Origin of the sequence: Roseovarius confluentis (assembly GCF_002917925.1) — a bacterium.
Taxonomy (GTDB): domain Bacteria; phylum Pseudomonadota; class Alphaproteobacteria; order Rhodobacterales; family Rhodobacteraceae; genus Roseovarius; species Roseovarius confluentis.
Genome location: NZ_PPFE01000010.1, coordinates 1 through 13560 on the forward strand (window position 1 = coordinate 1; position 13560 = coordinate 13560).

The 13560-nt window shown below is 59.7% G+C and carries 12 protein-coding genes; 9 read left to right on the top strand and 3 right to left on the bottom strand.

Annotated elements, in window-relative coordinates; genetic code table 11:
• Positions 1-203 (bottom strand): hypothetical protein (locus tag C2I35_RS17980; RefSeq protein ID WP_146050070.1); only part of this gene is annotated, 203 nt, incomplete at its 3' end.
• A 250-nt stretch (positions 204-453) separates the two neighbouring features.
• On the opposite strand from C2I35_RS17980, the gene C2I35_RS17985 reads away from it, so the two are divergent.
• Both C2I35_RS17985 and C2I35_RS17990 read left to right on the top strand, forming a co-directional pair.
• Positions 454-1371, top strand: coding sequence for a DMT family transporter (locus C2I35_RS17985; protein ID WP_103764446.1), 918 nt, complete (start codon positions 454-456; stop codon positions 1369-1371).
• Between the two features lie 238 nt (positions 1372-1609).
• Positions 1610-2761, top strand: a complete 1152-nt coding sequence (locus C2I35_RS17990) for an HPP family protein (RefSeq protein ID WP_103764470.1) — start codon at positions 1610-1612, stop codon at positions 2759-2761.
• A gap of 310 nt (positions 2762-3071) precedes the next feature.
• Here C2I35_RS17990 and C2I35_RS17995 read toward each other — a convergent pair whose 3' ends face one another.
• Positions 3072-3644, bottom strand: a complete 573-nt coding sequence (locus C2I35_RS17995) for a cupin domain-containing protein (protein WP_103764447.1) — start codon at positions 3642-3644, stop codon at positions 3072-3074.
• 146 nt (positions 3645-3790) lie between these two features.
• Between C2I35_RS17995 and C2I35_RS18000 the strand changes: the two genes are divergently transcribed.
• Positions 3791-5074, top strand: a complete 1284-nt coding sequence (locus tag C2I35_RS18000) for a 4-aminobutyrate--2-oxoglutarate transaminase (protein WP_103764448.1) — start codon at positions 3791-3793, stop codon at positions 5072-5074.
• A 17-nt stretch (positions 5075-5091) separates the two neighbouring features.
• Positions 5092-6540 carry an NAD-dependent succinate-semialdehyde dehydrogenase gene (locus C2I35_RS18005; protein WP_103764471.1) on the top strand — a complete coding sequence of 483 codons (1449 nt, stop codon included), beginning with the start codon at positions 5092-5094 and terminating at the stop codon, positions 6538-6540.
• A gap of 75 nt (positions 6541-6615) precedes the next feature.
• Here the strand turns inward: C2I35_RS18005 and C2I35_RS21960 are convergent, their stop codons facing one another.
• Positions 6616-6948 (bottom strand): hypothetical protein, encoded by a 333-nt coding sequence (locus C2I35_RS21960; protein WP_146050071.1) that lies wholly within the window; start codon positions 6946-6948, stop codon positions 6616-6618.
• A gap of 13 nt (positions 6949-6961) precedes the next feature.
• Between C2I35_RS21960 and C2I35_RS18010 the strand changes: the two genes are divergently transcribed.
• The 5 genes from C2I35_RS18010 to C2I35_RS18030 all read left to right on the top strand — a co-directional run bounded on the left by C2I35_RS18010 (position 6962) and on the right by C2I35_RS18030 (position 13550).
• Positions 6962-7990 carry an ABC transporter substrate-binding protein gene (locus C2I35_RS18010; protein WP_103764449.1) on the top strand — a complete coding sequence of 343 codons (1029 nt, stop codon included), beginning with the start codon at positions 6962-6964 and terminating at the stop codon, positions 7988-7990.
• A 100-nt stretch (positions 7991-8090) separates the two neighbouring features.
• The gene (locus tag C2I35_RS18015; RefSeq protein WP_103764450.1) at positions 8091-9833 is read left to right on the top strand and encodes an ABC transporter permease; all 1743 of its coding nucleotides are present in this window, start codon (positions 8091-8093) and stop codon (positions 9831-9833) included.
• Positions 9830-10903: an ABC transporter ATP-binding protein gene (locus C2I35_RS18020; protein ID WP_103764451.1), complete on the top strand. Its 1074-nt coding sequence runs from the start codon at positions 9830-9832 to the stop codon at positions 10901-10903. Before C2I35_RS18015 ends, C2I35_RS18020 begins: the two co-directional genes overlap by 4 nt.
• 35 nt (positions 10904-10938) lie before the next feature.
• Positions 10939-12075: an MFS transporter gene (locus C2I35_RS18025; RefSeq protein WP_146050072.1), complete on the top strand. Its 1137-nt coding sequence runs from the start codon at positions 10939-10941 to the stop codon at positions 12073-12075.
• Between the two features lie 269 nt (positions 12076-12344).
• Positions 12345-13550, top strand: a complete 1206-nt coding sequence (locus C2I35_RS18030) for a CaiB/BaiF CoA transferase family protein (RefSeq protein ID WP_103764453.1) — start codon at positions 12345-12347, stop codon at positions 13548-13550.
• Positions 13551-13560 lie beyond the last annotated feature (10 nt).

The following is a 13560-nucleotide window of genomic DNA, read 5'->3' on the forward strand; positions in this document are numbered from 1 at the left end:
AACTTGACTTCCAGCGCCCGCTCGAACCCGTCGAGCAGGATGGTCGCCAAAAACGTTGGGTTCTTTGCGCGCTCGACTCTGTGAAACACGCCTGCGTAATGCCGGACCCTTAGCCCGGCTAAAGCAAATGAGGTGTAATCTCGCCTCGTTTCTTCGGCTGAAGCGCGCCACGTGCCGGTTTTCGGGGTCTGGGTATGGTCCATGTCTTTCTCCCTGTGTCCGGGAGATATGGCAGTTGATATTGCTGAAACTTTAATGGGCAAGGGTAGACCTGCACCTGCCTATGCCCCGACAGTAAATGGAACTGCTGATGCGTTCGAATTGCCGCGAGTGCTATAGCCGTTCTGTAGGAACTCGCTTAGACACAGAGGTAAGTTCGCAATGGCGGCCAGAGGAGGGGCATAGACCTGCTTCGCTCTGCCTTGCCGGTCAGGTTTTCCAGATTGGATCCAAATGACGTCTATTGATCAACCCGCTTCGCACGGAGAGAGCCACAGATATGGCGTGCTGTTCGTGTTCGCAGCAGGCGTTCTGTGGTCGACGGTCGGTCTCGGGATCCGCCTGATCGAGGACGCATCGGTCTGGCAGATCCTGCTGTATCGCTCCATCAGCATGTCGTTGTTCCTGTATGTCGTCATTCGTGTCAGGTCAGGTGAAAGCCCATTCGCGCAGGCCGGTCGTATCGGCGGGCCTGCCATTGTCGCAGGACTGTCGCTGGTTGCCGCGTATTCGGGGGGCATATTCGCGATACAGAACACGTCGGTCGCAAATGCGATGCTGTTATTCGCGACGGCGCCGTTCATGGCTGCGGTCCTGGGGTGGCTCGTTTTGCGAGAGCCCGTCAGACCCGCTACCTGGATTGCCATCGCGGTTGCCATTGGTGGTATCGGCATCATGGTGGCCGATAAATCCGGCGGTGTGGTTCTGGCGGGCAGTCTTGCAGCGCTCGGATCGGCGTTCGGGTTTGCCGTGTTCACCGTCGCGCTGCGTTGGGGGCGGACAGGGGAAATGCTTCCGGCTGTTTTCCTGTCAGGCATTTTCGCGATCATCATCACGTCGTCCATATGCCTGATGCTAGGGCAGTCACTTGTTCTGACTTGGAACGATGGCGGGGTCGCCATGGGGATGGGTCTGTTCCAGGTCGGAGCTGGACTGATCCTCTACACGCTGGGGTCTCGTAGTCTTCCCGCTGCTGAGTTGGCCTTGCTCTCGTTGGCTGAGGTGCTGCTGGGGCCGGTTTGGGTCTGGTTGTTTCTCGGCGAGACGGCGAGCATCAATACTTTGATCGGCGGTGGCGTGCTGCTATTGGCGATTGCCGGCAATGCGATTTCGGGTAAACGCCGGAAGCCGCCACCGATTACGTCGCCGTAGAGACTCTTGATATGAGCAGTCCGAACCGCCGCGCTCTGCTTTCTCCTTCCGGGATTGGATGAAATCGAAGGAACGCTCGACCTCAGGCGCAGGCAGCCTCGTCAAACCGATGAGTGCCTCTGACAGGGCAGGATCGGAGGCATGGTTTGTCATAGGGCAGAAGTCATTGTGCCTTCGGCCTATTGAACCTTTCGCACTGTGATGAAAGTTTGTGCATATCTTGCCGGGAGGCGTGTCGTTGCACATTCTGAAATCACTTGGCCCTGCGGTTGCGCGTGTTTCCGGCGTCGAGGCCTTTCGAGCAGGGCTTGGTGCCCTGATCGGGCTGGGGCTGACCGGACTGCTCGTGCTGTCGCCGACTGTCGACCTGCAACTAGGGCTGTACCTTGTCGCCCCCTTCGGCGCCACGTCCGTTCTGTTGTTCGCGATCCCGAACAGTCCGCTCGCGCAACCCTGGTCCGCGATTGTCGGCAATACGATAGCAGCACTGGTCGGAGTCGCCGTTTGCCTATGGGTCGACGATCCCGCCCTGAGGGTCGGCCTTGCCGTGGGACTGGCCGTAACCGCGACGATGCTGTGTCGCGCCGTCCACCCGCCGGCGGGTGCGGTGGCCATGACGGCGGCCCTGTCGCCCGATGCCATCGCGCATCTGGGGTTCTGGTTCGCGATTGCGCCGATTGGCGTGGGTACCCTGGCGCTTGTGGTTCTTGCGACGATCTATGCGCGATTGACGGGGCGGCACTACCCGTTTCGGCAGTTCGATGACCCAAGCCAGCACGGGACTGGCGACCGAAATCCGACCGATCGGCTAGGGCTGTCCGAGGAAGAACTGACAAACATCCTAGAGCGCTACAGCCAGTCCTTCAACCTTGGGGTCGAGGACCTGGCGCGCCTGATCGGGGCAGCGGAGATGCAGGCCGCGGCACATCACTCCGTTCCGGTGACGGCGCAAGACATCATGTCTCGGGACCTTGTCACGATCCACCCCGAAACGCCGCTGAGCGATGTCGCGGACCTGTTCCGGCAGCATCGTTTCACGTCCCTTCCTGTCGTCGAGCAGGGCGAGAAGTTCCTTGGAGTCATCTTCCAGATCCACTTGATCCGCCAGGCAAGAGAGGATGCCTTGCGTCTTGACCGCGGATACGCAGCCGCCTTGCGACGCCTGCTGGACCGAAGCCGCGAAAATCCGACAAAGGCTGGGGATATCATGAGTGTCGCCGGTCCCCGTGCGATGGCCGATACGCCCATCGGGGCGTTGCTGCCGATGATGGCCGACGGAGGGACGGATGCTGTGCCCGTCATCGAATACGGCCGGATAATCGGCATTGTCACAAGAACGGATCTGATTGCTGCGCTGGCGAGAAACTTAATACGAACAAACCCGAAATAGGTAGACGTGAGGCTACGGAGTTCGGTTGAGGTAACAGTACTTGATCTAAACAATGGATCGGGCGATGGCGGAGGCCGCGTCAATGGTACGCGCCTATGGAGAATTGGCCCCAACTTGCAGTCAAATCAGGAGCGAGATGACTAAAACGCGAGACGTAACGGAAGCCAAGCGACCGTGGCCAAGTCCTTATGTTCAGGTTGGAGGGCTCGTCGCCGGAGAGGCGCTAATTGCGCTTGGCAACGGACTGATGGCAACTTTCGTGCCGGTACGCCTCGATCAGGCGGGACTCGGGCAGTGCAACGTTGGGTTGCTAGAAACTAGGCGGCGTGCATGCGCTGATCAGAACGCATTTGTCCGGGCCTACCTGCCTGAACCGATGCGGTGCGCGGCTGTCGAAGTAATAGGCATCTCCTGGACCCAGCACCTTGCGTTCCGAACCGACAGTTATCTCGACCCGGCCTGAGATGACAATGCCGCCTTCCTCGCCCTGGTGGCCGTACATGACCCGACCGGTGTCCGCGTTGATGTCGTAGGTCTCGTGCAGGATCATCATTTGCCGGCCAAAAAGATTTGAGCCGACCTGCCGCAGAGACAGTTTGCCCTTACCGATCTCGGTCAGGTCTTCGGCCGCATAGAAATTGGTCCTCTCGGGTTCCGGCTGAAATGCGAAGAACTCGGAAAGGCTAATCGGAATGCCGTCCAAGATGCGTCGCAGGGCGCCGACCGAGGGGTTCATCTTGCCGGATTCGATAAGGGAAATCGTCGAGTTCGGCACGCCCGTCTGCCTGGCCAGAGCACGTTGAGATTTTCCGGCACATTCCCGGACCGCGCGCAGCCGCACGCCCAGATCCTCGCCATCGTGCGGGGTGTTAGTTTTGTTCATTATACACCAACACCAATTTTCAGACCGTTAGATTCCAATTATTTGAAGAGCTCATGAAAAGGACTTTCGTACAGAAATCAACAGAATAATCTTTGCCGGCTTCGAACACGCGCCGCAATGCGTGCGCCAACCAAGGATCAATAACAATGCTCAACGCCGAACTGTCCGCCCGTCGAGATGCCGCCATTTCGCGGGGTGTCGGTATGCAAACGCAAATATATGTCAAGCGCGCGTCCGGGGCCGAGGTCTGGGATGTTGAAGGGCGCCGGTATATCGATTTTGCCGCAGGAATTGCAGTGGTGAACACCGGGCATTGCCATCCCAAGGTCATGGAGGCAGTGCGGCGCCAGTCCGACGCGTTCACACATACTTGCCACCAGGTGTTGCCTTACGGAAACTACATTCACCTGGCCGAAAGACTAAATGAAAAGGTGCCGGGCAACTTCGACAAGAAGACGGTTTTCGTCACGACCGGTGCGGAAGCGGTCGAGAACGCGATCAAGGTTGCGCGGGCCGCTACCGGGCGGTCGGCGGTCATCGCTTTCGGGGGCGGCTTTCATGGACGGACGTTCTTGGGAATGAGCCTGACCGGCAAGGTTGCGCCCTATAAGCAGGGCTTCGGCGCGATGATGCCCGACGTCTACCACGTGCCGTTTCCTGTCGGGCTGCATGGCACCACCACCGCGGACGCGCTGGCGGGTATCGAGAAACTGTTCAAGTCCGACTTGGACCCGGATCGCGTGGCCGCGATCATACTTGAGCCGGTCCAGGGAGAAGGCGGCTTCTACCCGGCACCTGTGGAACTGATGCGGGGGGTGCGCGATCTGTGCGACGCACATGGAATAGTCTTTGTCGCCGACGAGGTGCAGACGGGCTTTGCCAGGACGGGGCATCTTTTTGCGATGGAGAGCTACGACGTGGCCGCAGATATAACGACCATGGCCAAGGGTCTGGCGGGCGGTCTGCCGCTAGCGGCGATCACCGGACGGGCCGAAATCATGGACGCCGCTGCGCCCGGTGGTCTTGGCGGTACATATGGCGGCAATCCTCTCGGCATCGCGGCTGCTCATGCCGTCCTGGACGTGATCGAGGAGGAGGACCTGTGCAATCGGGCAAACGAGTTGGGGTCCCGGCTTCGGCAGAGATTGAACTCTATTCAGTCCCGGGTGCCGGAAATGGTTGAGGTTCGCGGCGTGGGCTTCATGGTCGCTGCGGAGTTCAACACGGCCGATGGCCGAGAGACAAACCCCGAACTGGCCAATGCGATTCGGTCCGAAGCCCTGAATCGCGGGCTGGTCCTGTTGACCTGCGGTGTGTTCGGCAATGTCATTCGCTTCCTCGCGCCGCTGACCATTCCTGACAGTGTTTTCGCCGAAGGGTTGGACATCCTTGAAGCTTCAATCGATGCAGTCAAGGGAGGCGTGAAGTGAAGGGTCTTTTGCCACTGATGCTGAAGGATCCGGGCCTTCTGGAGACGCGGGCCTTCGTAAACGGACGCTGGATCGCCCACGCGAGGAAATTCGACGTCTACGATCCGGCGACCGGCAATCTGCTTGCGCAGGTCGCGGACCTTGATGCAAATGCAACGGCAAAGGCCGTCGATGCCGCACACGAAGCGGGGCCGGGCTGGGCCGCCATGACCGGCAAGGAACGCGGCGGGCAGTTGCGAAAGCTTTATGATCTGATGCTGGAGAATGCCGACGATCTGGCGACGATTCTGACGGCGGAAATGGGTAAACCCCGGGCCGAGGCGCGGGGAGAGATCCTTTACGGTGCTTCTTTCATCGAATGGTTCGCGGAAGAGGCCAAGCGGGTCTACGGTGAGGTCATTCCCGGCCACCAGCGTGACACGCGGATCATGGTGCTGAAACAGCCCGTCGGTGTCGTCGGTTCGATAACGCCATGGAATTTCCCAAACGCGATGATCGCGCGCAAGTTGGCCCCGGCACTGGCCGCGGGCTGCACACTTGTTGCGCGCCCGTCCGAACTGACCCCGCTTTCGGCGCTGGCGATTGCCGTGCTGGCCGAGCGCGCAGGGCTGCCGGCCGGTGTTTTGAACGTCGTTCCGTCGACAGATGCAAAGGGCGTAGGGAAAGAGCTTTGCATCAATCCCAGGGTTCGCAAGATCACCTTCACCGGGTCGACCCGCGTGGGCAAGATTCTGATGGAGCAGGCGGCGGGCACGATCAAGAAGATGTCGCTTGAACTGGGAGGCAATGCGCCGTTCATTGTCTTTGATGACGCGGATCTCGATGCCGCGGTCGAGGGCGCGATGATTGCGAAGTTTCGTAACAATGGGCAGACCTGCGTCTGTGCCAACCGCATCTATGTTCAGTCCGGACTATACGACCGCTTTGCCGCGGCGATGACGCGCCGGGTGGGGGACCTTCGGGTGGGCAACGGTTTTGACGCGGGGGTGACGACCGGGCCGATGATCAGCGAAGCGGCGGTTCGAAAGGTCGAGGCCCACATCGTGGATGCGGTTGATAAAGGCGCGCAGGTTACGGTAGGTGGCGCCCGGTCAGACGCCGGTGGGGTGTTTTTCGAGCCGACGGTTTTGCGTAACGTGCGGCACGACATGCGGGTCTGCCACGAGGAGACATTCGGTCCGCTGGCCGCGCTCGTGCGGTTCGAGACCGAAGCTGACGTCATTGGGATGGCGAACGACAGTGATTTCGGCCTTGCCTCTTATTTCTTTGCCAGTGATCTGTCGCGTGTGTGGCGCGTGGCCGAAGCGCTGGAATGCGGTATGGTCGGTGTCAACACCGGGTTGATTTCGACCGAGGTCGCGCCCTTTGGCGGTATCAAGCAATCAGGGCTCGGTCGCGAAGGATCGAAACACGGGATCGATGACTATCTTGAGATCAAGAATGTCTGCATGGGACGAATCGCTTAGTTTCAACATTTGCGCCTGTTTGCGCGAAGGTGGCTAATGACCGCGGGCTTACCAGAAGCCACAGCGTGCGCATCGTCAGCAAATTGAAAGGACGGCGCCGCTTTGGGCATGGCGCTCGCGTCCAGGCACATGGGTGCCGCCGACTGTTCCGGTCCGTGTTTCAGAGGCGTTCTGTAGCCCTGCTGCCAGGAAAGTTCTCTTGCTGCACACGAACCGGTCACCGCGGCCCGAAACAGCGGAATCAATGGTCTTGTTCACCGCGAAATTCGCGGTTCGGCCAGCGGCCTTGGGTCTTTTCTCGTGCAGAGGAATATGTGCACTCTGCGCACTAATCCCCCCGCTTGAAACTGCTTGTTTGGTGTCGTCGGGAGCATAAGGTTTGACCGCAAGAACGATCAGATAAGCCAACAGGAGTTCTAAAATGAGTAAGATAACACGTCGCTCACTTTTGTCGTCCGGCGCCGCGGTCGGTGTCGCGTCCGCCCTCGGAATTCGGCCGGTTCTGGCCCAGCACGATCCCCTTTACGAAGCGGCCCGGGAAGAAGGTGAAGTAAACCTTTACTGGGGCTCCTACGAGCAAAAAACCATCGACGAACTGATCGCCGCGTTCACCGCCAAGTATCCGGGCATCAACGTGAACCTGCTGCGCCAAGCGTCACAGACAGTTTACACCCGCCTGCGCCTCGAACTCCAGAACGATGCGGTGCAGTGCGACTCTCTGGGTACCACGAACGCGCTGCACTACCGGGAACTAAAGGCAATAGATGCCTTGCAGCCCTACAAGCCAACCGAGAGCGCCATCATTCCCGAGGCGTTCCGCACGCTTGACGAGGACGACATGTACCATGTTGGGGCCATTAGCCTAATCTGCATCAACCGCGCCGCGGATGTAAAGGGGCCGCAATCATGGGCCGAGATGGTCGGCGGCGACTTTGCCGGAGAAATTTCCTGCGGCAGCCCGGCGCATTCGGGCGACGTTGCCCACTGGACCGTCGCGATGCTGGCGAAATTCGGTGACGATTTCCTGCGGGATTTTGCTGCGCAAAACCCGAAAATCGGCCAATCCAGCGTAGACTCGGTTACCGACATTCTGGCTGGCGAGCGTACAGTCGGCGCCAGCGCGCCTTACAGCTACACGCTGACGCAGAAAGCCGCCGGCAACCCCATTGATATCACGATCCCCTCCGACGAGGCCGTATTGAACCTTGGTATCACGGGGATCCCTGCCAAGGCGCCGCACCCAAATGCGGGTCAGCTGTTCAACCAGTTCCTGTACTCGCCGGAAGCGTCGGCTGTGCTTGTCGCCAACAACTGGCCGACACTGCGCAGCGATGTCCCCTGGGCCGGTGACCTCAGCCTGGACCAGATCAGCTGGTACCGGAACCCGTCCGAAGGGCTGGACGAAGCGATGAAAGAAGCTATCGACAAGTGGAAAAACATCGTAGGCTGACCATCGCAGCCGCAACAATCCCGCTCTGTTTTCGAATAGGGCGGGATTGTCTTTCGCCGCCAGCGCGGCGCTACTCTTCTCCGATATCTGAGAGTCTGACATGAGCTCCCACTCCCGCGCCGACCTGTTCGGCCTGGTCTCGCACAATCTGCCACGCTGGCTTGTTATTTCGGTCGTCATCGTCACGCTTTTGCTGCTCGTCGCGCATCCGCTGGGCTGGATATTGTGGAACAGCGTACACGATGACACGACGCAGAAACTGTCGCTGGTCAATTACAGGCGGATATTCTCCAGTGCTTCGCTGTGGGTCCCCATCGTAAATTCGCTGATCGTTGCCTTTTCCGTCGCTTTCTTCTCGACGTTGATCGGCGTACCGCTTGCCTGGCTGGTCTCGCGCACGGACATGCCAGGCAGGGGCCTGGTAAGGGCGATGACTATGACGGCCTTCGTTACACCCTCGTTCATCGGTGCGCTTGGCTGGATCCTGCTCGCCGCACCGAGAGCCGGCTGGCTGAATGTCGGATGGCAGAACCTGACGTCGAGCGACTGGCCGTTGTTCGATATCTACACAATGACGGGGACAATATTCGTCTGCTCGATCTACACGGTGCCTTACACTTTTTCGTTGGTGGCAAGCGCGTTCGACGAGATGGCCGTGGAATTGGAAGACGCCGCCACGACATTGGGCGCTGGAAAGTGGCGCACCATGTTGACCATCACCATCCCGTTGGCGCGTCCGGCCTTTCTGGTCGGGTTCATCCTGTCCTTCATCCAGGGGATGACGCTTTTCGGCGTTCCGGCATTCCTGCTGACACCGTCGGGCACGCGGGTCGTAACCACGCAGCTTGCCGAGTTCTACCAGCTATTCCCACCGGAAATCTTCCTTGCCGCAGCTTACTGCATGCCTCTGCTTGTCGTCACGGGCGGCCTGTTCTGGGTCCGCCGCCGGCTGCTTGGACGGCGCCAGTTCGTGACCATCGGGGGAAAATCGCTCCGCACCCGCCGGATCGAGCTGGGCGCACGCGCGCGTTGGGTCGGCTTTGTGTTTGCGATGATCGTTCCGGTCACGGCGGTGTTCCTGCCGTTCGCGGCCCTGATCCTCGTATCGCTTTCCAAGGCCTGGGGCATGGGGCCTAGCCTCGATAACTTTACGCTCGACTGGTATCGCTGGGCGCTGTGGGAAAACGGCGAAACGCAACGCGCCATGATCAACTCGCTGGTTTATGCCGGTTTGGCGGCCACCCTGGGGATGATCCTGGGCACGGTCGTTGCCTTCATCTCGGAGCGCAAACTATTCAGCGGTGCCGCTATACTTGGTGCGCTGGCGACCATGCCGATCATCATCCCGGGGATCGTGCTGTCCGTCGGGTTTTTCTCGGCCTATACGCGCCCACCCTTTGGTTTCTACGGCACGTCGATGCTTGTCATCATCGCGTTTGTCGCAACCTTTCTGCCGATCGCCTATTCGCAGGCGACGACGACGATCAAGGGCATCAGTGCCGATCTGGAACGGGCGGCGCGCAGTGTCGGTGCAGGTGAAATCAGGGCGTTCCTGTCGATCACGGCACCGTTGATGCGAACTGGCCTCATTTCCGGCTGGCTGCTCGTCTTCATTCCGATCATGCGGGAACTGTCCGTGGTCATATTCCTGGTCTCTCCGCAGACCAACGTGATGACCACGCTGATCTACAATTACAAAGACGGCGGAAACTACGAAGCCGTGGCTGCCACCAGCGTCGTGTTGCTCGCCGGTACCCTGGTCATCGTTCTTCTGGCCCGGCTTTTTGTCGGTCAGGGCAGTCGCCGAACCCGAAAAATACAGACCATGGAAGAAAACTCATGAGCGGAATTCGCATCAAAGAGCTCAGCAAGAGCTTCGGTAACTTTCAAGCCCTTCGAAATCTTACGCTGGACCTTGAGGATGGCCAGTTGCTGGCACTTCTCGGTCCGTCCGGTTGCGGCAAATCCACGACCTTGCAGATGCTGGCGGGATTCGAAATGCCCACTAGCGGCGAGATCTGGACTGGCGACCGCCTGTTGTCATCTCCGACATCGGTGATCCCGCCGGAAAAGCGTGGGGCGTCGCTTGTATTCCAGAACTACGCGGTATGGCCGCACATGACGGTGGCTGACAACGTCGCTTTCGGCCTGAAGGTAAAGCGCCTTTCGCGCAATGATGTGCGGGAAGGGACCATGGCTGCATTGAACGCGGTGCGCCTGGGCCCGCTGGCAGATCGCTACCCGTCTGAAATGTCGGGCGGCCAGCAGCAACGGATCGCATTGGCGCGGGCGCTGGCCGTGCAGCCGGAAATCCTGCTGCTGGACGAACCGCTGTCGAACCTTGACGCCGCGCTGCGCGACGAGATGCGCTTCGAGATCCGCCGCGTGCATGACGAAATGGGAATTACGACAGTCTACGTGACCCACGATCAGTCGGAGGCGCTTGTCACCGCGGATCGGATCGCGGTGATGAAGGATGGCGAGTTACAGCAATTCGACAGCCCAACCGAAGTGTTCGAGCGCCCCAAAAACGAATTCGTTGCCGGCTTCATTGGCAAGAACAATATCGTTCCTGGCGTAAGTGCCGGAAAATCGGCGATCCGCATTGGTGACCGGGTAATCAGGGGACAGGACACCAACGACGTCAGCGAAGGCGGCGGCGCGATTCTGGCCATCCGCCCGACCAAAACGCGCCTTCACGATGGAAACAGCCTTCCGGCCGGGCTTGAAAACGGCCTGCCGGCAACTGTAATCCGGTCTGCCTACCTAGGGGAAACTCGTGATATACTGGCCGAACTGACGACTGGTACAACGATGCGGGTGATGGTCCCGCCCGAACAACAACCAGCGCCGGGAGACCAGGTGATGCTGGAACTGCCCGCCGATCAATGCCGTATCATGGCAAAAGGCTGAGCCGCTCGGAAGACGCGAGCCACGCGACACGCAGCATGTGGACGCTTGGACTGTCCTATGCGGTCAGCACCTTTGCGCGTTGCCTGCCGATCTCGATCATCCCCACGATAGCACTTGGGCGGCTAGGGGATCCGGGGCTTGTGAGTGCTCTCTACATGGGTACGAGTTGCCTGTCCCTCGCCGCTGGAATTGCACTGCCGCGCTTGTTGCCACGCATTGGCTTGGCCGGGACGCTGATCGCTTGCGCGCTGTTGGGGATATCCTGCTGGCTGACTTTCCTGATACCCGGTCTCGTCAGTCTGTTTGCCGGTCTGACCCTATACGTACTCATGGTGCTTTTCTTCGAGAACGCGAGCAACATGGCCGTTCTGGGGCTGATCCCAAGGAGAGATCACAAGGCGTATGAATCCCGCCGCGTCATGCTGGCCGCGCCATCCTACATGCTTGGGCCCGTGATCGGCACGGCCATGCAGGATCACGGACTGGTTGCGCTTGTTTTCGCATCGATGGCGGCATGCACCTGTCTGGCGCCGGTTCTGGTCGCGATTTCCGCCGGAACGACGGAACGTCTGGCGCGCATGCGGCACCCTTCGCACAAGGGTTTCGCGCTTCGCAATTTCCTGGCCTCGGCCCGGTTGCGTGCGGCCTGGATCCTCGCGATCGGACGCGCGATGTGGTGCCAGATGCTTTTCGTCTACACGCCCCTGCTTGCAGTCTCGCTTGGCGTGGATTTGGTCCAAGCCGGGATCTTGATCTCGCTTTCCTCGGGGCTACTGCTTGGCGCACCGCTATGGGAAGGATTGACGAGAAAGCTTGGCCTGAGACGGTTCATGGCGCTGGCGTATACGATTTGTGGGCTCTTTGCGTGCGTGGCAGGTTTCCTGGCGCAGCATTCGTTCGGTCTCTTTGCAGCCGCGATGTTTGCCTCGGCGGTTTCGGTCAGTGCGATCGACAGTGTGGCCAACACACCCGTGTTGCGCGCCGTGCGCGCGCGGGACGCAGCGAGGATGATTCCGGTCTACAACACGTTCCGCGAAGCGGCACAGGTTTTTCCTGCCGGGGCCTATGCCGTTTTGCTGATCTTCTTCGACCTTCAGTACATTTTCGTCGCGACCGGTCTTGGCCTCGTCGGAATAGCATGGTTCTGCCGTTTGTTGCCGAGACGCGCATGAGGCGAAACTACGAGAGGTCTGACGCCTGTGTTTTTCGAGCGCAACGAACCCCACTTGTGCAGATTAGGCACTTATTGGGCAGCGAATAACTGATTGTTACGAAGACACTTTTTATGAAGAATAGACCTCAGGAGAGGGTGGAAACTCACCTTTGAACGTCCACTGGAAGCCCGGAATGACCCAAATCAGTCGTCGGCGTTCCGCCGCCCCCATCCGCGAAGGTGGCGGCGCTCTTTTCGATTTTGGCCCGACCCATCACAGAGGTTTAAATGCACAACGAAGCTGTTCCCGAAGATAGTGCCGCACCGCTGGCCGGTATCACTGTGCTGGATGTCACGCATATGCTTTCAGGACCATACTGCACGTGGATCCTGGGTGCGCTCGGAGCCAATGTGATCAAGATCGAGCGCCCTGGCAGTGGCGACTTTACCCGTATCATCGCGCCGTTCGACGGGGATGAGAGCATTTACTTTCTGTCGGTCAACCGCAACAAGCGCAGCATGACGATCAACCTCAAAAGCGAAGACGGCAAGAAGATCTTTCGTCGCCTAGCCGCAAAAGCGGACGTGCTGGTGGAAAACAACCGTGCCGGCGCGATGGACCGACTTGGGCTGGGTGCAGACACGATGCGTGAATTGAACGAGAAGTTGATATATGCGTCGATCTCGGGTTTCGGGCAGGATGGGCCATACAGCAAACGCGCGGCCTTTGACGTGATCGCACAGGCGCTTTCGGGAATGATGAGCATCACCGGTGAATCGGATCGGGGCCCATCTCGGGTCGGGGCCTCCATCGGAGATATCGCAGCGTCGCTTTTCGCGGTGATCGGCATTCTTGCCGACTTGTCGCGCCGCGGGCGGACAGGAACGGGTGGTACGCTTGATGTCGCGATGCTGGACAGCCAGCTGGCGCTCATGGAAAACGCCATCGCGCGCTCTGCCATTGCAGGCGACACGCCGGGCCGGTTGGGAAGCCGCCACCCGTTGATTGCGCCGTTCCAGGCGTTTCCGACTTCGGACAAGCCTCTGGCGGTCTGCGTCGACACTCATGAGCAATGGGAAAGGTTGTGCGACGCGCTGAAGCTTACGCGCTTGCTGGACGAGCCGGATTTTGCGACAGGGTCGCTTCGTGCCAAGAACCACGCGCGGCTGGAGCCGATCCTCGTTGAAGCATTCACCGCGCGTGGCAGGGACGAATGGCTTGATATCCTCGAGGCCGCCGACGTACCGTCCAGTGCGATCAATACGGTGGCCGAAGCGATACAGGATCCGCAGGTTTGCCATCGGGGCATGATATCCGAGGTGCCGGAAGGTTCGGGGCGGCGATTTGTGAAAGTGCCGATCGCCCGGCCCGGGGAAGCGGACCTGCCGCAAAGACCCGCCCCGAAGCTTGGCGAAAATACGGACGAGATCCTTGAAGAGTTGGGGCTGGATGCCAACGAGATTGCTCGGCTGCGCGCGGAAGGCGCCGTTTGAACGTGCGGAT